Source organism: Mesorhizobium sp. WSM4817 (genome assembly GCF_055811135.1).
The window spans coordinates 53,879-71,018 of the sequence record NZ_JBVVQQ010000013.1; the positions used below are offsets into that span (position 1 = coordinate 53,879).

Annotated in this window: 15 protein-coding genes; 8 read left to right on the forward strand and 7 right to left on the reverse strand. The window is 62.8% G+C overall.

The window, feature by feature from the left end; all coding sequences use genetic code 11:
• The first annotated feature begins 33 nt into the window (after window positions 1–33).
• From AC0L2K_RS18690 to AC0L2K_RS18720, 7 genes are all read left to right on the forward strand, one after another.
• Window positions 34–2,751, forward strand: a complete 2,718-nt coding sequence (locus tag AC0L2K_RS18690; protein ID WP_473532020.1) for a DUF4118 domain-containing protein — start codon at window positions 34–36, stop codon at window positions 2,749–2,751.
• A 10-nt stretch (window positions 2,752–2,761) separates the two neighbouring features.
• On the forward strand, window positions 2,762–3,454 hold the full coding sequence (locus tag AC0L2K_RS18695; RefSeq protein WP_287239819.1) for a response regulator transcription factor: 693 nt from the start codon (window positions 2,762–2,764) through the stop codon (window positions 3,452–3,454).
• Between the two features lie 590 nt (window positions 3,455–4,044).
• Window positions 4,045–5,286 carry a CAP domain-containing protein gene (locus tag AC0L2K_RS18700; RefSeq protein ID WP_287230406.1) on the forward strand — a complete coding sequence of 414 codons (1,242 nt, stop codon included), beginning with the start codon at window positions 4,045–4,047 and terminating at the stop codon, window positions 5,284–5,286.
• A gap of 78 nt (window positions 5,287–5,364) precedes the next feature.
• On the forward strand, window positions 5,365–7,125 hold the full coding sequence (locus AC0L2K_RS18705) for a type I secretion system permease/ATPase (protein ID WP_473523544.1): 1,761 nt from the start codon (window positions 5,365–5,367) through the stop codon (window positions 7,123–7,125).
• Window positions 7,122–8,576, forward strand: coding sequence for an HlyD family type I secretion periplasmic adaptor subunit (locus AC0L2K_RS18710; protein WP_473523543.1), 1,455 nt, complete (start codon window positions 7,122–7,124; stop codon window positions 8,574–8,576). Before AC0L2K_RS18705 ends, AC0L2K_RS18710 begins: the two co-directional genes overlap by 4 nt.
• Before the next feature lie 321 nt (window positions 8,577–8,897).
• Window positions 8,898–9,194 (forward strand): hypothetical protein, encoded by a 297-nt coding sequence (locus AC0L2K_RS18715; protein ID WP_473523542.1) that lies wholly within the window; start codon window positions 8,898–8,900, stop codon window positions 9,192–9,194.
• Window positions 9,195–9,322: 128 nt separating this feature from the next.
• On the forward strand, window positions 9,323–9,832 hold the full coding sequence (locus tag AC0L2K_RS18720; RefSeq protein WP_128173503.1) for an NUDIX hydrolase: 510 nt from the start codon (window positions 9,323–9,325) through the stop codon (window positions 9,830–9,832).
• Here AC0L2K_RS18720 and AC0L2K_RS18725 read toward each other — a convergent pair.
• The 5 genes from AC0L2K_RS18725 to AC0L2K_RS18745 all read right to left on the reverse strand — a co-directional run bounded on the left by AC0L2K_RS18725 (window position 9,808) and on the right by AC0L2K_RS18745 (window position 15,044).
• Window positions 9,808–10,659 carry a citryl-CoA lyase gene (locus tag AC0L2K_RS18725; protein WP_023797466.1) on the reverse strand — a complete coding sequence of 284 codons (852 nt, stop codon included), beginning with the start codon at window positions 10,657–10,659 and terminating at the stop codon, window positions 9,808–9,810. The genes AC0L2K_RS18720 and AC0L2K_RS18725 overlap by 25 nt on opposite strands.
• 13 nt (window positions 10,660–10,672) lie before the next feature.
• Entirely contained in the window at window positions 10,673–11,857 is a 1,185-nt protein-coding gene (locus AC0L2K_RS18730) for a CaiB/BaiF CoA transferase family protein (protein ID WP_287196178.1), read from the reverse strand.
• A 15-nt stretch (window positions 11,858–11,872) separates the two neighbouring features.
• Window positions 11,873–13,396: a tripartite tricarboxylate transporter permease gene (locus AC0L2K_RS18735; protein ID WP_091595598.1), complete on the reverse strand. Its 1,524-nt coding sequence runs from the start codon at window positions 13,394–13,396 to the stop codon at window positions 11,873–11,875.
• A gap of 4 nt (window positions 13,397–13,400) precedes the next feature.
• Window positions 13,401–13,937, reverse strand: a complete 537-nt coding sequence (locus AC0L2K_RS18740) for a tripartite tricarboxylate transporter TctB family protein (RefSeq protein WP_023797463.1) — start codon at window positions 13,935–13,937, stop codon at window positions 13,401–13,403.
• Window positions 13,938–14,066: 129 nt separating this feature from the next.
• Entirely contained in the window at window positions 14,067–15,044 is a 978-nt protein-coding gene (locus AC0L2K_RS18745) for a Bug family tripartite tricarboxylate transporter substrate binding protein (protein ID WP_473532021.1), read from the reverse strand.
• 192 nt (window positions 15,045–15,236) lie between these two features.
• Here AC0L2K_RS18745 and AC0L2K_RS18750 point away from each other — a divergent pair, with 192 nt between their 5' ends.
• Window positions 15,237–16,022 (forward strand): IclR family transcriptional regulator, encoded by a 786-nt coding sequence (locus AC0L2K_RS18750; protein ID WP_128169896.1) that lies wholly within the window; start codon window positions 15,237–15,239, stop codon window positions 16,020–16,022.
• A 51-nt stretch (window positions 16,023–16,073) separates the two neighbouring features.
• Here AC0L2K_RS18750 and AC0L2K_RS18755 read toward each other — a convergent pair whose 3' ends face one another.
• Entirely contained in the window at window positions 16,074–16,613 is a 540-nt protein-coding gene (locus AC0L2K_RS18755; protein WP_128169895.1) for a GNAT family N-acetyltransferase, read from the reverse strand.
• Window positions 16,614–16,814: 201 nt separating this feature from the next.
• Window positions 16,815–17,045 carry a YdeI/OmpD-associated family protein gene (locus tag AC0L2K_RS18760; protein ID WP_128247363.1) on the reverse strand — a complete coding sequence of 77 codons (231 nt, stop codon included), beginning with the start codon at window positions 17,043–17,045 and terminating at the stop codon, window positions 16,815–16,817.
• Window positions 17,046–17,140: the final 95 nt, after the last annotated feature.

Below are 17,140 nucleotides of genomic sequence, written 5' to 3' on the forward strand. Positions count from 1 at the left end.
CACCATCCCCGGCGCCATTCATGATCGATTGTGATGCCGGACGACAGAAGCAACGAAACCCGACCCTCACCCGACGCCCTGCTTGACCGTGCGGAGCGGGAGGCGCGCGGTCGTCTGCGGATTTTTCTGGGCGCAGCACCCGGTGTCGGCAAGACCTATGAAATGCTGATGTCGGGCCGTGCAAGATTGGCCGACGGAGTGGACGTGGTGATCGGCGTCGTCGAGACGCACGGCCGCAAGGAAACCCAGGTGCTGGTCGACGGCTATGAGGTGATTCCCCGTCATCGGGTCGAGTACAAGGGGCGCATCCTCGAGGAAATGGATCTCGATGCCATCCTTGCCCGGCGTCCGGCGCTGGTCCTCGTTGATGAGCTTGCCCATACCAACGCACCGGGCAGCCGCCATCCCAAGCGCTATCTCGACGTTCAGGAAATCCTGACGCACGGCATCGACGTCTACACCACGCTCAACATACAACATGTCGAAAGCCTGAACGATGTCGTGGCGCAGATCACGCGCGTCAGGGTGCGCGAGACGGTTCCAGACTCCATCATCGACCAGGCCGACGACATCGAGATCATCGATCTCACGCCCGACGACCTGATCAAGCGGCTCGAGGAAGGCAAGGTCTATATCCCCAGCACCGCCCGGCGCGCGATCGAGAATTATTTCTCGCCGGGCAATCTGACGGCGCTCAGGGAACTGGCGCTGCGCCGCACCGCCCAGCGCGTCGACGAGCAGTTGCTGACCCACATGCAGGCCCACGCCATACCCGGGCCCTGGGCGGCGGGGGAAAGGGTTCTCGTCTGCGTCGATGCGCGTCCGGGCGGGGCGGCCCGCGTCCGCTATGCGCGGAGATTGGCCGACCGGCTCCGCGCTCCCTGGACGGCGCTTCATGTCGATACCCCTCGTTCAGCCGCCATGTCCGAGGAGGAAAAGGATCGGCTCGCGACGCTGCTGCGCCTTGCCGAGCAGCTTGGCGCCGAAGTAACGACCATTCCAGGCCAGAACGTCGCGCAGGACATCGTTCGCCATGCGACCGCCAACAACTTCACCCATATCGTGATCGGCAGGCCGACCCGTTCGCGCTGGCGGGAATTGATCGAAGGCTCGCTCACTTATGATCTCATCCGCAATGCCGGCGACATCAGCGTCCATGTCATTTCGGGAAACGAACGCAACGACGAGGCGACGTCACGGACCGTAAAGGTGGCGGACGAGCAGTGGCAATTCGATATCTGGCCCTATCTCAAGGCCACGGCCTATGTTGCTGGCTCGCTCGCCTTCGCGGTCCTTCTCCACCAGTTCCTCGACGTCCGCAATCTGGCGATCATCTTTCTCATCGGGGTTCTGACGTCGGCGGTGACCGGCGGTCTCTGGCCGGCTTTGCATGCCGGCCTCATCAGCGCCATTGCCTTCAACTTTTTCTTCCTGGAACCACGCTACACGCTGACGATCCAGGACCCGGAGAGCATCGTGGCGCTGGCTGCCTTCCTGGTTGTTGCGGTCATTGCCAGCAATCTGACAGCGCGGGTGCAGCGACAGGCGGTCGCTGCCCGCGCGCGGGCACGCGCCACGGAAGATATCTATCTTTTCTCGAAGAAGCTCGCCGGCGCCGGCACGCTAGACGACGTGCTCTGGGCGACTGCCTTCCAGATCGCCTCGATGCTGAAGCTGCGCGTGGTGCTGCTGTTGCCGGAAGACGGCACGATCACCGTCAAGGCCGGTTACCCACCCGACGACACGCTGGCCGAGGCCGACATCGCGGCCGCCCGTTGGGCCTGGGAGCACGATCGCCCCGCAGGCCGCGGCGCCGACACGCTTCCCGGAGCAAGACGCCTGTATCTGCCGTTGCGCACCGGTCGCACCGCCGTCGGCGTCGTCGGCCTCGACAACGACAAGCAAGGCCCGTTGCTGACCCCCGAACAGAAGCGCCTGCTCGACGCACTCGCGGATCAGGCGGCGGTCGCGATCGAGCGCATCCAGCTTGTTGCCGACGTCGACCGGGCCAGGCTCGAGGCCGAGGCGGACCGCCTGCGCTCGGCGCTGCTGACCTCGATTTCCCATGACCTGAAAACGCCGCTTGCCGCAATCATGGGCGCCGCCGGCACATTGCGGGAATTTGCGCCGGCGCTTCCCGAAACGGACCGGGCGGACCTGCTGTCGACCGTGCTCGACGAATCGGAGCGGCTGAACCGCTTCATCGCCAATCTGCTTGACATGACCAAGATCGAATCCGGTGCGATGGAGCCGAACTACGCGTTCCACTATGTCGGCGACATTGTCGGCACCGCCTTGCATCGAGCCAGAAAAATCATCGGCGAACACAAGACCGAAATGGACATTCCCACGGATCTGCCGATGCTGAGGGTCGACCCCGTCCTGTTCGAGCAAGCGCTGTTCAATCTCCTCGACAATGCCGCTAAATTTGCCCCGCCAGCTTCGACGATCCGCCTGCAGGGCTGGGTCGACAATGGTTCCGTCATGCTGCAGATCATGGACGAGGGGCCAGGCGTTCCGCCAGCGGATCTGGAGCGCATTTTCGACACGTTCCACCGGGTGCGCAAGGGCGATCAGGTCCGTGCCGGCACCGGGCTCGGGCTCTCGATCTGCCGTGGCTTCATCGAGGCGATGGGCGGGACGATTTCGGCGGCCAACAGGACCGACCGCCCGGGTGCGGTTTTTACCATCAGGATGCCGGTAGCGGCAGACCAACATGTGGGCGACCCCGGCATGGATGACCTGCCATGACGAACTTGCCATGACGAACCTGGGCGTCAGGATTTTGGTCGTCGATGACGAACCGCCGATCCGCAAGCTGCTCCGCGTCGGCCTTGGCAGCCAGGGCTATGCGATCAGCGAGGCGCCGAACGCCAAGACGGCGATCGAACTCGTGGAGACGGAAAAGCCGGACCTGATCCTGCTCGATCTCGGCCTGCCCGGCATGGGCGGTCACGAATTGCTGCGCAAATGGCGGGACGACGGCCTGGATGTTCCCGTCGTCATCCTTTCCAGCCGCACCGACGAGGCCGGCATCGTCTCGGCACTTGATCTCGGCGCCGACGACTATATCACCAAGCCGTTCGGCATGAACGAGCTTGTCGCGCGCATCCGCGTGGCGCTCCGCCACAAGTTCCAGCAGCAAGGCGAGAAGCCGGTCTTCCACACCGGCGATCTCACGGTCGATCTGGTGAAGCGCATCGTCATGATCGAGGACAGGGAGATAAAGCTCTCGCCGAAGGAGTACGACATCCTGCGCATCCTCGTGCAGCACGCCGGCAAGGTTCTCACCCACCAGTTTCTTTTGAAGCAGGTCTGGGGCGATTCGACCGACGTGCAGTATCTCAGGGTCTATGTGCGGCAGCTCAGGCAAAAGATCGAGAAAACGCCCGACCAGCCGCGTTACATCACCACCGAAACCGGCGTAGGATACCGCCTGCGCGAAGTCGACTGAAGCGAGGGCCGCGGGCGGGCCCGTCTAACCCCACTGCGGGGCGCGCGTCTACCATCAGCCGCCTGTTGCAGCTGATCCAGCGCTCCACAACCAAGCGTCCCGGTTGCACGGCGAAGCCGACTTGATCAGCTTTTCGTTTAACGATCTTGACAGCGATCGAGACGGCCCAGCCACACGGGTCCCTGATGTCCAGGATCGGCGAACAACCTTCGGTTAATGGCAATGGTCGACGCGAGGCGTTCGGGGACCGGACCGGGCGCCGTCCCGATCTGGATGCCGGCAGCATGCGGGTAAAGGACGAGAGCCCGACCTCTTGCCGGCGGCATAGCCGCGGCCGCCACTCTCAACTCGTCACGGCCTGGCGCGCACGTCGCGCATCGCGAGAACGCGCATAATTGAATGTCACACTTGCTGGTTGCATTACAATATGAAATTTCGTGTTATCGCATCCCCACAAATTCTCTTTAACAAAATCATGGTTAACAGCTGCTTGCCGCAGGTTAGCCACAGTCGGCTTTTACCAAGCGTGATTGGGAAATTCTACAGCTTGGCGGGACCGTCCAAAAACGAAACAGTGGAGCGACGATCTAATGCCGCAACATAGCGCACATGAACAATATCTACTTGAACTTATCAACGCGGAGAGGGCTAAGGCCGGCGTGCAGCCGCTGGCCTTCGATAATGATCTCAGCGAGGCGGCTGAGGGGCACAGCAGATGGATGCTTGCAACCGACACCTTTTCTCACACGGGGTCGGGAGGGTCCTCGCCCACCCAGCGTATGAAGGCTGCCGGCTACACCCTAACGGGCTCCTGGGCGACAGGAGAGAACATCGCATGGGCTACGACCAGGTCACCGACGGGCTACAATGACGAGATTCTGCTCCTGCACAACAACCTGATGAACTCCCCGGGTCATCGTGCCAACATCCTCAACGGGAACTTCCGCGAGGTAGGTCTTGGATTCGAGGTTGGCGATTACCGGGGGCGCTCCAGCGGTTTCGTGGCGGAGAATTTCGCCAAGACCGGATCAGACCTGTTCCTGACCGGTGTGGCGATCGACGACAAGGACGGGGATAGGTTCTACGATCCCGGTGAAGGTCTATCCGGTCTCACCATCACAGCGAAGAGTTCGACGGGCGCGACGTTTACGACGAAGACCATGGGCGCCGGCGGCTACGACCTCGCGCTCAAGCCCGGCACCTACACAGTAACCTTCTCGGGGGCGGGCATCGAAGCTTCGACGCGCACCGTCTCTGTCGGGAGCAAGAACGTCAAACTCGATCTCGTCGATCCGAAGCAGGGAGCCGTCGCTGCCGTTCAGGATGAACCGGCGGCAGTTTCCGATCCGGCGCCGCAGCAGGAACCAACGCCAACGGCGCAAGCTGAGCCGGCCCCGACACCAACGGCGCAAGCTGAACCGGCCCCGACAACGCCGCCGGATTCTGGGCAGCCGAATTCTGGCTCCCAGTGGCTTGCAACCTTCTTCGGCAAACAGGGCGTAAACTTCCGGTCTGACCAGACCCTGGCCGAACATGAGGAGGCTGAAGGAACGCCTGGCACGGCTAAGGAGAGTGGTGCACAGGTGGCGCTTGACGGCGATAACATCGTGTTTCCACAACTCGGGAACGCTCGGGGCCAACTCGACGACGCTATCGAGCAGGTCCGGGACAATGCGTCGACCGCGCTAGCAAATGCGGGCGATCCGAGACCGGCTTTTGATTGGGCAGAGTATGCACATACGCAAGCGGGCGATGCCGACGCGCTGGCTGCGAAACTCATCGAGCAACTGTCTGCGCATAACAACAGCGTGATCGCCGATCAGGCCGCGTAGCCAATGCCGGACGATGCGGGCCTGCAGTTATGGGCCCGCATCGCCTGCTGACGCATGCGGTTGATCGAGGGGACATCAATGTCACAATCTGGTTCAGAGAAGCTCCGCCCGCCGAGGGCGAAGTCCGAATTGGCTGCCTGCCTGGCGCATTTCCGGCGCGCCTTTTTGGCGGTGGCGGCTTTCAGCGGCCTTATCAACGTGCTGATGTTGTCCGGCTCGGTGTTTATGCTGCAGGTCTACGACAGGGTCCTGCCCAGCCGTAGCGTGCCGACGCTGGTGGCTCTGGTCCTGCTGATTTCGATTCTATATGTTTTTCAAAGTGCACTCGACGCGATCCGCGGCCGGGTGCTGGCGCGTATCGGCAGCGGACTGGACGAGCGCCTGAGTGAGCGGACCTACCGCGTGATGTCGCAATTGCCCTTGGCCAGAGGCCGTTCGGGCGAGGGCATGCAGCCGGTGCGCGATCTCGATCAAATCGGCGGTTTCCTGGCCAGCGGTGGTCCCGCCACTCTTTTCGACCTGCCGTGGATGCCGCTTTATCTCGCGCTCTGTTTTGCCTTCCATCCTTGGCTCGGCCTGGCTGCGCTGATTGGGGCGATCCTGCTTTTGGCATTGACCGTGCTCACGGAGAAAACTGTCCGCCATCCAGCAACTGAAATGTCTGGATATGCCGGAGCGCGCAGCAATATCGCACTGGCAAGCATCCGCAATGCCGAGGTGCTCGAAGCGATGGGCATGAGATCCACGATGGCCTCGCGCTGGGCGGAAGCAAACGGCAAATACAGGCGGGCGCAGATGCGCGCCAGCGATGTCACGGGTTCATTCGGCGCGCTCTCCCGCGGCTTTAGGATGCTGCTGCAATCAGTCGTTCTCGCGATCGGAGCGTATTTGGTGATCGGCCAGGAAGCCACGCCTGGCATCATCATCGCAAGTTCTATTCTCACCGCGCGAGCGCTGGCGCCAGTCGAACTCGCAATTGCGCACTGGAAGAACTTTCTTGCCGCTAGACAAGGCTGGCATCGGCTGAGCGAACTTTTCAGGGAGTTCCCCGCCACAGAGGATCGCTTGCAGCTGCCGCCGCCGCGGACCGAACTCTCGGTTGAAGGGATCGGCGTCGTTCCGCCAGGCGAGCGCCGTTTTGTTGTACAGGACATTACGTTTTCGCTGAGCGCCGGCTCCGCGCTCGGTGTCATCGGTCCGAGTGCATCGGGCAAATCGTCACTGGCGCGGGCGCTCGTCGGCGTCTGGCCGGCAGCGCGCGGCAAAATCCGCCTGGACGGCGCCGCCATCGAACAGTGGCCGGCTGAGGCACTGGGGGGGCACATCGGGTATCTGCCGCAAGATGTCGAACTTTTCGCAGGTACCATTGCTCAAAACATTGCCCGCTTTGATCCTTCTCCGGATCCGGCAACCATTATCGCGGCGGCCAAGACCGCGGGCATGCACGAAATGATCCTGCGCTTGCCTCGCGGATATCAGACCGAGATCGGCGAGGGCGGCGCATCGCTTTCAGCAGGACAGCGGCAGCGCATCGGACTGGCCCGCGCGCTTTATGGTGATCCTTTCCTCGTTGTTTTGGATGAACCGAACTCGAATCTGGACGCTGGAGGCGAGCAGGCTTTGACCCAGGCGATCCTTGCAGTCAAACAGCGGCACGGCGTGGTTGTCGTCATCGCCCATCGTCCAAGCGCCCTGGCGGCAGTGGACCTTTTACTTGTTCTCGACTCCGGCCGTCAGCACGCATTTGGGGCGAGGGATCTGGTCGTCGGGGGCACGACGCGGAGTGCCTCCGTGGGAACGCTTCAAGCAGTTGCCCCGGAGGAAAAGGCATCAGGATGACGTTATTTCATGATCGATCGTTCTTTGGCGCGCGTAACGGCGTGAGGGGGATGATTCCGCATATTCGTGCCGGAGCGAGCCATCTGGCCGGCGTCAAGGGCAAAATCGGCGGGCTGCTGTTCGTTCGGGCTAACCTCCCTACCGATGTGCGATCGCAGCCGACGCAGAACGACTTATCCCTTCGCCGGTATATGCTTCTTGGCGCCGCAACCGTGGCGCTGCTTGTCGGCGGCCTTGGTGCATGGGCCGCAACGACGGAATTGTCAGGCGCCGTCATCGCTACCGGCCATATCGCAGTGGAATCCAACGTCAAGGCGGTTCAGCATCCAAGTGGCGGCGTTGTGGGTGAGATCAACGTGCGCAACGGCGATGAAGTCAGAGCAGGCGATATTTTGCTCCGTCTCGACGACACGCTTACACGCGCCAATCTCGCCGTCATAACCAATACCCTGGACGAACTCTCGGCGCGGGGGGCACGCCTCACAGCGGAGCGTGAGGGTGCCGAGGCGATAGCCTTTTCCGAGGATCTCACCAGCCGCTCCTCTGTTGGACATGTGGCGCGTGTGATCGGCGGGGAGCAGAAACTTTTCGCTTTGCGCCGGGGAGCTTACCGTGCCCAAATCGAGCAACGCAGGCAACGGGTGAGCCAGCTCAAGGAGGAGATAGCGGGCCTCGAGGCACAAAGGGCGGCCAAGGAGCACGAGATTGCGTTGGTCCGCGACGAGATCAAGGGCGTCAGGGGCCTTTGGGAAAAGAAACTCGTCCAGCGGTCGCGACTCCTGGACCTGGAGCGGGGCGAGGCTCAGATCGAGGGAGGGCGCGGCCAACTCGTCGCTGCGATAGCCGAAGCGAACGGCAGAATCAGCGAAACAGAAATGGCCATCATCCAGATCCAGCAGGATTGGCGCAGCGAGGTCGCGAAAGAATTACGCGAAACGGAGGCTCGAACCACAGAATTGGCAGAGCGAAAGATCGCCGCGGAGGAATTGCTTAGACAGACCGATATTCGTTCACCCCAGAACGGACGGGTGCATCAGCTTGCGATCCATACGGTCGGCGGCGTCGTCACGACCGGCGAGCCAATTATGATGATTGTCCCGACCGCTGACGAATTGACTGTGGACGCACGCATCGCGCCTCAAGACATCGATCAGGTCCAGCCCGGCCAGCTTGTCCATCTGCGGCTGTCGGCGTTCAGCCAGCAGGTCACGCCGGAACTCGAAGGACATGTAGCAACGGTTTCTCCCGACCTCGTCGAAGACGAGCGGAACGGACTATCCTACTACAGCGTGCGGATCAGGCTTGACGAAGGCAAGCTTGGCTCGTTGGATCCGGAAAGCCTCAAGCCGGGCATGCCGGTGGAGGCGTTCATGCGCACGACCGATCGCACCGTCATCTCGTTTCTGATGAAGCCATTGACCGACCAGATCAGCCGCGCATTCCGCGAATAGTCGCGCAGCTGGGCTATCGCCGTGCCGTGGCCAAAGGCTCCGGGGAACGCAGCGCCGCCCGTGCCGCGATTTTCAACTGTGCGATGTTGCGGTTCAAATTATCCAATCCAGGCCTGAAAGGCATGGAACTGCACGATGCCCTCCAGCTTCTTGTCGTCGGCCTCGTATTGGTGCCCTTTGCCAGCACACATCGGTCGACGGGCTTTGCGCCCTGACTGGCTAGTCAGCCAATTCCGCTCCGGCGTGGGGTTTTAATCCATGGCATCATCAGACAAACGCCCTATATAATCGCAAGGTTCTGTTTCGTAAGGGAATGGATGGATGTCGCCGCTTCGCCTTTCGACGATCTTGATGTCGGCAACCCTGGCAACAGCGATGCTGTCGGGCGCGGCTGTCTCCGCGCAGAACGTCGCTCCCGCCAATCGCAAAACCGTGGTCCTGCAAGGCGAATTGCAGATGCTGGAGAACAGGCTGCGACGGCAGCAATTTCAGCAGCAGCAACAGCAGTTCCGTGCCCAGGATCGCGTGGTCGTGCCGCAACGGCCAGATGTGCCGCAGATGGCGCCTACTTGCCAGTTGCGGCGATCGGGCAGCCGCTTCATCAGCGTCTGCCGCTGATGGCCCGGCGTTTTCATTTATTTAGCTGATATGCTTGAACGCCGCTCTACTTAAAGTAGCATCAAAGGCGGTTTTGATTTCGCAACGTGCCTTTGCGCTTGGGCACTGCCCTGATTGGATCGTCGGCAATGGCAGCCACCAAGAAGAAGGTCGTGCGCAAGGCGAGGAAGGGCGAGCGGATCCGCCAGGTCGCGGCAATTCCCTTTCGGCTGGGCAGGCATGGCGGCGTCGAGGTGATGCTGGTCACCTCGATATCGACAAGGCGCTTTATCGTGCCCAAGGGCTGGCCGATGAAGGGCAAGAGTGGGCGCAAGGCAGCCACCATCGAAGCGCGGGAGGAAGCCGGCGTCCTCGGCAAGACGCTGAAGCAGCCGGCCGGCACCTATTCCTACTGGAAGCGGCTGACGAACCGCTTCGTCCGCGTCGACGTCACTGTCTACCTGCTGGCGGTGACGGAGGAACTGGCCAACTGGCAGGAAGCCAAAAGGCGGCAGCGGGCATGGCTGGCGCCGGAAGACGCAGCCGTGCTTATCGACGAGCCCGAACTTTCAACGCTGCTGAAGAACTTGAAAATTCCCCAGCCAGCGCCCGCTGGCGAACTTGAACCAAGGTCTCATTTGGCGTCGTCCTCTCCCTGAGGGAAAGACCGGACCGGCGTGCCGGTATAGGCCCACAACCATTCGCGCGGCAGTGGTCCTTTGTTGCGGTCGCTCTGTTGCGACTGTTCCCACGCATGCGCCAAGATGCCGACCGAGCGCGACAGCACGAAAAGGCCACGTGTCAGCGGCGGCGGAAAGCCGAGCTCGCCATAGATGACGGCGGTGGCGCCGTCGATGTTGAGCGGGATCTTCTTGCCCTTGCGCCGCGCGACCTCGGCCTCAACAGCCTCGGCGATGTCGGCGAAACGTCCGCTGACGACGCCGCGCGCGGCAAAATCGCGGGTCAGCTCGATGAGACGCGGCGCCCGCGGATCGACCGGGTGGAAGCGATGGCCGAGCCCCGGCACATAGGATTTTTCCTCGGCGAAGAAGCGATCGAGCCGCGACGCGACGGCATCGGCAAGCGTCACGCCTGCGTCCAGTGCCGCGGCGATGTCGCCGTAGAAGGCAAGCGCCTGCTCGCCGGCGCCGCCATGCACGTCGCCAAGCACATTGATGGCTGAAGCCATGGCGCTGTTGATGCCGACGCCGCAGGTGGCCGCCATGCGGGCAATGGCGATCGACGGCGCCTGCGGCCCGTGGTCGACGGCCGCCCCCAGCGCGATACCGAGCAGCGCCGCCTGCTCCTCGCCAGGCAGTTCGCCGCGCAGCATCAGCCAGATCATCGCCGGAAAGCTGACGCGGCCGATCAGGTCCTGGATCTCATAGCCACGCAGCCGGATCACGCCAGGGCGCATTTCGATGATATCGGTCTGCCACCATTCCTCACCGCGCTCGCGGCCGGTTTTTTTCTCAACGTTGCTCATGTTCTCGCGTCGCTCATGCCTGCGCCCTTTTCTTGACGCGCGGCGGCAGACTGGCAAACACCTCGTCCATATGCTCGCCCAGCGCCGGCGGCGGCTTGGTCGGCAACGGTGCTGCACCATCGACCATGAACCCGCCGCGCACGACGGTCAGCGGTCGGTCGATGTTCGGCATGCTATCGAAACGGGTGGTCATGTCGCGCTCGATCACTTGCTGCTCGGCCAGCACCTGCGGGATCGTCAGCACCCTGCCCGCCGGCACGCCTGCGCGATTGAGCGTCTCCTCCCAGGCCGCGGCCGAGCTGTTCGCCAGGGCATCCTCGATCAGCGCCTTCAAGGCGATGCGGTTGCGCTTGCGCGTCTCGCGCTCGGCAAAGCGCGGGTCCGACGCCAGCTCCGGCAGCCCGACCAGCCGGCAGAGCGTGACGAACTGCTCCTGCTTGTTGGCGGCGATGTTGAGCAGACCGTCGCCGGTGCGAAACGTGCCGGAAGGTGCCGCCGTCATGTTCTCGTTGCCCATCGGCTGCGGCTCGACGCCTGCCGTCAGATAGTTGGAGACCGGCCAGCCCAGCGCGGAAAGCGTGCATTCGAGCATCGACACGTCGAGGAAAGCGCCCTCGCCTGTCGTCTTCTGCTTCACAAGTGCCGCCGTGATGGCGAACGCCCCGACCAGCCCACCCAGCGTGTCGGCGACGGGGTATCCGACACGCAGCGGCGCGGTCTGCGCTGTGCCGGTGATGCTCATGATGCCCGAAAGACCCTGGATGATCTGGTCGTAGGCCGGATTGTCGCGCATCGGCCCGGTCTGGCCGAAGCCCGAAATCGCGCAATAGACAAGACTGGGGCGGACCTCTTTCAGCCTGGCATAGCCGAGCCCCAGCCGATCCATCACGCCGGGGCGGAAATTCTCGACCAGCGCGTCGGCGGAGGCGACCAGATCGAGGAAGCGTTCGCGATCGGCCTCTTTCTTGAGATCGAGCACCACCGATCGTTTGCCGGCGTTCTGCGCCAGGAACGAAGCGCCCATGCCGGTGCTGTTGAGTTCCGGCGAGCCGCCGAGCTGGCGCGCCAGATCGCCGCCTTGCGGCGCCTCGACCTTGATCACATCGGCCCCGAGCAGCGCCAGCTGATAGGCACAGTAGGGGCCAGCCAGAACATTGGTCAGGTCGAGGACGCGGATGCCGGACAGCAGATCGGTCATGATGTCACAAACAGGTCAGGCATCGCCCGGCACGTGTTCCGGTCCACGCATGCGGCGGCGTTCGATGTAAGCGTAGACATGCGGCCCGATCAGCCCGATGAACGCCAGCGTCAGCAGTGTCAGCGACAGCGGATGTTTGTAGAACACCGACCAGTCGCCGTTCGAGATGGTCATCGCGCGGCGGAACTGCGTTTCGGCGAGCGGCCAGAGGATCATGCCGATGATGACCGGCGCCGTTGGAAAATCGAAGCGCCGCATCAGGAACCCGGCCCCGCCGAGCAGATAGAGGATCACGAGGTCGGTCGGCGATTGAGAAATACCGTAGGTGCCGACCGTGGCGAACACCAGGATGCCGGCATAGAGCTGCGGCGCCGGGATTTTCAGCAGCCGCACCCACAACCCGATCAGCGGCAGGTTGAGGATGACGAGAATGATGTTGGCGATGAACAGGCTGGCGATCAGCCCCCAGACCAGATTGGCCTGCGTCATGAACAGCATCGGCCCGGGATTGATGCCATAGCTTTGGAAGGCCGACAGCATGATCGCGGCCGTCGCCGAGGTCGGCAACCCAAGCGTCAGCATCGGCACCAGCACGCCGGCGGCCGATGCGTTGTTGGCGGCTTCCGGCCCGGCAACGCCTTCGATGGCGCCGACTGTGCCGAACTCCTCCTTGTGTTTGGAGAGCTTTTTCTCGATTGCATAGGACAGAAAGGTCGGGATTTCGGCGCCGCCGGCCGGCAGCGCGCCGATCGGGAAGCCGAGCAGGGCGCCGCGCAGCCAAGCCTTCCACGAGCGTGCCCATTCGGCCGCCGTCATATAGAGCGAGCCCTTCAGCGGCACGATCTCGTCCTTGCCGGCATAGCGGCGCGAGGCCATGTAGAACGTCTCGCCGACCGCAAAGAGGCCGACGGCGACGACGATCACGTCGACGCCATCGAGCAATTGGCTCATGCCGAAGGTGAAGCGCGGTTGCCCGGTCTGCAGGTCGACGCCGATCATGCCGATGACGAAGCCGATGAACAGGCTGGTCAGGCCACGAACCGACGACGAGCCGAGCACCGCCGAAACCGTGATGAAGGCCAGCACCATCAGCGAGAAATATTCGGCCGGGCCGAAAGACAGGGCGAATTTGACGACGACCGGGGCCAGGAAGGCGACGCCCAGCGTGCCGAGTGTACCGGCGACGAAGGAGCCGATCGCCGAAGTGGCAAGTGCCGCGCCGCCGCGGCCGGAACGGGCCATCCTGTTGCCTTCCAGCGCAGTGACGATGGTCGCGCTTTCACCCGGCGTGTTGAGCAGGATCGATGTCGTCGAACCGCCATACATGGCGCCGTAATAGATGCCGGCAAACAGGATGAAGGACGCTTCCGGCGCCACCTGGTAGGTGATCGGCAAAAGCAGCGCGATGGTCAGTGCCGGTCCGAGGCCGGGTAGCACACCGATCGCTGTCCCCAGTGTCGTACCGAGCAGGCACCACATGAGATTGACCGGCGTGAAAGCGACCGAAAATCCGTGCGCGAGATGGCCAAGCGTTTCCATGGCTTCAGCCTCTCAACATACGGATAATCGAATCGAGACCCGTGTTCAGCTGGTTCTCGATGAAGCCGGCGCCGATGTTGACGCCGAGCGCCCTGGCGAAGCCGAAATAGGCGGCAAGCGCCAGGATCAGGCCGAGCAGCACGTCACGGAGCGGATGTCTGCTGCCGAATCCGTGGCAGATGAGAACGAACATGATCACCGAGGCTGCGGTGAAGCCAAGCGGCTGGATCAGAACAAGATTCGCGACCAGTCCGACGGCGACGATGCCCATCGCCTTCCAGTCGGTCGGGGTTTCCTTTTCTTCTTCCGGCTGCCAGCCGCCCCGCAGTGCGGCGACGATCAGCAGCAGGGAAAGGATCGTCATGCCGACCATGGTGATGTAGGGGAAGACGGTCGGGCCGACCTTGGAGTAGAGCGGCGACACCGGAATCGACAGAGTCTGCCAGGCCACTGCGCCGGCGCAGGCAAGAAGCCCGATGCCGATCAGCAATTCGGGCACGGCAAGGCGCGGCCGCGCCGCCTGCTGGTCGCTGGTGCTCATGATCATCCTCCCTGGATAGCCGGTCTCCCACGGCCGACCTCATCGCAGTTTCACTCGCGCCGGATCGTATGTCCATGCGGCTGGCGAACATCGGAAAGGGGCAGTGCAGACCGCCCCTCTCCGGGGACATCAGGCAAGGCCGAGGTCCTTGAGGATGGCTGCGATCCTAGCCGTGTCTTCGGTGAGAAATTTCGCGTAGTCGTCGCCGGTGAGCAGGATCTGCGTCCAGTTGCGGTTTTTGCATTCGGTGGCCCAGGCTTCGCTTTTGGCCATCGTCTCGACCAGCGTGATCATCGCCGCCTTGTCGGCGTCGGAAACGCCCGGCGGTGCGAAGACGCCGCGCCAGTTGAACAGTTCAACATCGATGCCGGCTTCCTTCATCGTCGGTGCGTCGATGCCTTCCTGGCGCTTGTCCGCGGAAATGGCAAGCAGCCGAAGCGCGCCTGCCTTGACCTGTTCGGAGAACTCGCCGTAGCCGGAGATGCCGGCCGCGACCTGGTTGCCGAGAAGCGCCGACAATGCCTCGCCGCCGCCGGCGAACGGCACGTAGGAGAGGTTGGCTGCCGGAACACCGGCCGTCTTGGCGATAAGGCCGAACAATATGTGGTCCGAGCCGCCGGCCGAACCGCCAGCCACCGGCACTTTGGTCGGATCGGCCTTGAGGGCGGCGACGAAATCCGCTGCTGTCTTGAACGGCGAAGCCGCCGGCACCACCAGCGCCTCGAATTCGCCGGTGAGGCGGGCGATCGGCGTGACCTCGGTGAGATTATTGGCCGATTTGTTGGCGATGATGGCGCCAACCATGACCATGCCGGCAACCATCAGCGAATTGCCCTTGCCGTTCCACTGGCTGATGAATTGCGGCAGGCCGACTGTGCCGCCGGCGCCGCCGACATTGGTGATCTGCGAACCGGAGATCAGCCTCTCACTGCGCAGCACCTGGTCCATCGTGCGCGCCGTCTGGTCCCAGCCGCCGCCGGGCGCTGCCGGCACAAAGATCTGGATCTGCGGTGCGTCCTGCGCGAAAGCGGGCGAGAGATGCAACGCTGCGAAACCGGCGGCGCCGGCAGCGGCGGTGCTCGTTAAAAATCTGCGTCTGTTCAGCATGGGGTTCCTCCAATCACGACACCTCCTCCGGTGCCTGCCAGCAACGTAGCCTGAATTCAGACCCGCTCGACAAAAATTCATGCAGTCTTTGCATCGTTCTGTCAACCGGAATGGCATTCTGCTGGACAGAACTTTCCGGATGCGGCACAATTGTTCCGATCGGCCCTTCTGTCCAACTGGGAACGCAACGACGTGGTCAAGCGGACAACCGTAACACAATCCAAGCCTGCGTCGACCAACGGCGTTGCCGCGCTCGATCGTGCGATCGCCATCCTCGACGCTTTCGCTGCTGCCGAGCACTCGCTCAGCCTGGCCGAAATCGCGGCGCGCACCGGCCTCTACAAGAGCACGATCCTGAGGCTGGCGAACTCGTTGCTGCGCGGGCAATTGCTGGAGCGTCTCGACGACGGCCGCTACCGTGTCGGCCCTGCCACCTTTCGGCTGGGCGCCCTATACCAGCGTTCGGTGGTGGCGATCGACATACTGCTGCCGATCATGCGCGATCTGGCCGAGCGAAGCTGGGAAAGCGTCGCTTTCTATGTCCGTTCGGGCGACGTGCGCACCTGTCTTTACCGCGTCGAGTCCAAGCATCCCATCCGCTACACCATCCGGGAAGGCGACGTGCTGCCCCTGCTGGCCGGCACAGGCGGCCGCGTGCTTGCGGCGTTTTCCGGTCAGCAGGGCGAACCATACGAGACGATCCGCAAAACCTACCATTGTTTGTCGGTCGGCGATCGCGACCCCGAGACGGCGGGCGTCTCGGCACCAGTGTTCGGGCCGGGGCACATCCTGCTCGGTGCGTTGACGCTGTCCGGCCCGAGCACGCGCGTCGACGCGGCCTTTCTGCAGCGCATGAAAAATCCGCTGATCGAGGCGGCCGCGCGCGCCACCCGCGCTTTCGGCGAAGACGCCTCGATGCTCGAACAGGCGGCCCTAAAGGCCGAAGCGGAAGGCCCGGTGCTGAAGCGGCAGGCCTAGAAAGCCTCGATTCGGCCCGATCAGAACCACCGGATGACAGGCCGCAACGCCCTAGGGCTGCCGTTCCAGCAGGATCGTCGCGTCGTCGTGATAGGTGGTCCGCAACACTTCGCTGTAGCCGCATTTGGCCGCGACGCTCAGCGAAGCGGAGTTTTCCGGATCGATGATGCAGACAGTCCTTGCACGCCCGAATGCCTCGTCGCCCCAGGCGAGAGCCCGTCCGACGACTTCGCTGGCGAACCCTTGGCCATGTGCGCTCGGGGCCAGCGCCCAACCGGCTTCAGGAACGCCTTCGATCGACGGCACCATGTCGCGCTTCAGATCGTGGAAACCGGCCTCGCCGATGAAACGGCCGGATGCCTTGTCCTCGATCGCCCAGAAGCCGTAGCCCAGCAGCGACCACAGGCCGGCATGACGCAGGAAGCGCATCCAGCTTTCCTCGCGCGTGCGCGGCTTGCCGCCGATGAAGCGGGTGACGTCCGGATCGGCCCACATGGCAACATAGGCATCGAAATCATCGAGCTGGTGTGGCCGCAAGATGGTTCGCTTCGTCTCGATGACCGGTGCACTGGCTGCTCCTGGATTTCCCATAACTCTGCCTCGCGGCGCATGATCGCCGAAAAACCGCCTCCGAAACGATCATGCGCAAATTCAAAGTGTTTCTTTGCCGGTGCCTCATGCATGTCGCCCAAATGTCCAACAAGAGCCAGGACAGGGCAGATCATCTTCCAGCGCGAGAAACGAGGTCGAGGCGCTTCGACCGCGGGAAACTGTGACCTGACAAGCGCGATTTCAGCCGCGCCACGGCATGTTCATGTAGACGCCGCCACGCTTCAATTCGTCCAGCATCTGGTCGAGCCGCTTGTGTCTTGTCTCGGGGCGTTTGGCACGAGCGATCCAGCCGAGATAGTCGTTCTTCTGATAATCCGGTCTGTCATCATAGGCCGCCATCAAACCCTGCTTTGTCAAAGCGGTTCGGATGTCGTCCGGCATTGGGTTCAAGGCGCGTTTCAGCCTGGTCATGGTCAAAACTTAGGCTGTCAGGATTTGGCGTCAACGTAGTCGCGAACTCCAGCTCCGGCATGGGAATCTTGCCGAACGATGCTACCCTTCGCATG

Excerpts from the sequence above, each read along its gene's own strand:
- AC0L2K_RS18735 (WP_091595598.1), bottom strand. The coding sequence starts at position 13,396 with ATGGAAACGCTTGGCCATCTCGCGCACGGATTTTCGGTCGCTTTCACG.
- AC0L2K_RS18710 (WP_473523543.1), top strand. The coding sequence starts at position 7,122 with ATGACGTTATTTCATGATCGATCGTTCTTTGGCGCGCGTAACGGCGTG.
- AC0L2K_RS18760 (WP_128247363.1), bottom strand. The coding sequence starts at position 17,045 with ATGACCAGGCTGAAACGCGCCTTGAACCCAATGCCGGACGACATCCGA.
- AC0L2K_RS18720 (WP_128173503.1), top strand. The coding sequence starts at position 9,323 with ATGGCAGCCACCAAGAAGAAGGTCGTGCGCAAGGCGAGGAAGGGCGAG.
- AC0L2K_RS18695 (WP_287239819.1), top strand. The coding sequence starts at position 2,762 with ATGACGAACCTGGGCGTCAGGATTTTGGTCGTCGATGACGAACCGCCG.
- AC0L2K_RS18745 (WP_473532021.1), bottom strand. The coding sequence starts at position 15,044 with ATGCTGAACAGACGCAGATTTTTAACGAGCACCGCCGCTGCCGGCGCC.
- AC0L2K_RS18715 (WP_473523542.1), top strand. The coding sequence starts at position 8,898 with ATGTCGCCGCTTCGCCTTTCGACGATCTTGATGTCGGCAACCCTGGCA.
- AC0L2K_RS18730 (WP_287196178.1), bottom strand. The coding sequence starts at position 11,857 with ATGACCGATCTGCTGTCCGGCATCCGCGTCCTCGACCTGACCAATGTT.
- AC0L2K_RS18690 (WP_473532020.1), top strand. The coding sequence starts at position 34 with ATGCCGGACGACAGAAGCAACGAAACCCGACCCTCACCCGACGCCCTG.
- AC0L2K_RS18755 (WP_128169895.1), bottom strand. The coding sequence starts at position 16,613 with ATGGGAAATCCAGGAGCAGCCAGTGCACCGGTCATCGAGACGAAGCGA.
- AC0L2K_RS18705 (WP_473523544.1), top strand. The coding sequence starts at position 5,365 with ATGTCACAATCTGGTTCAGAGAAGCTCCGCCCGCCGAGGGCGAAGTCC.
- AC0L2K_RS18725 (WP_023797466.1), bottom strand. The coding sequence starts at position 10,659 with ATGAGCAACGTTGAGAAAAAAACCGGCCGCGAGCGCGGTGAGGAATGG.
- AC0L2K_RS18740 (WP_023797463.1), bottom strand. The coding sequence starts at position 13,937 with ATGAGCACCAGCGACCAGCAGGCGGCGCGGCCGCGCCTTGCCGTGCCC.
- AC0L2K_RS18700 (WP_287230406.1), top strand. The coding sequence starts at position 4,045 with ATGCCGCAACATAGCGCACATGAACAATATCTACTTGAACTTATCAAC.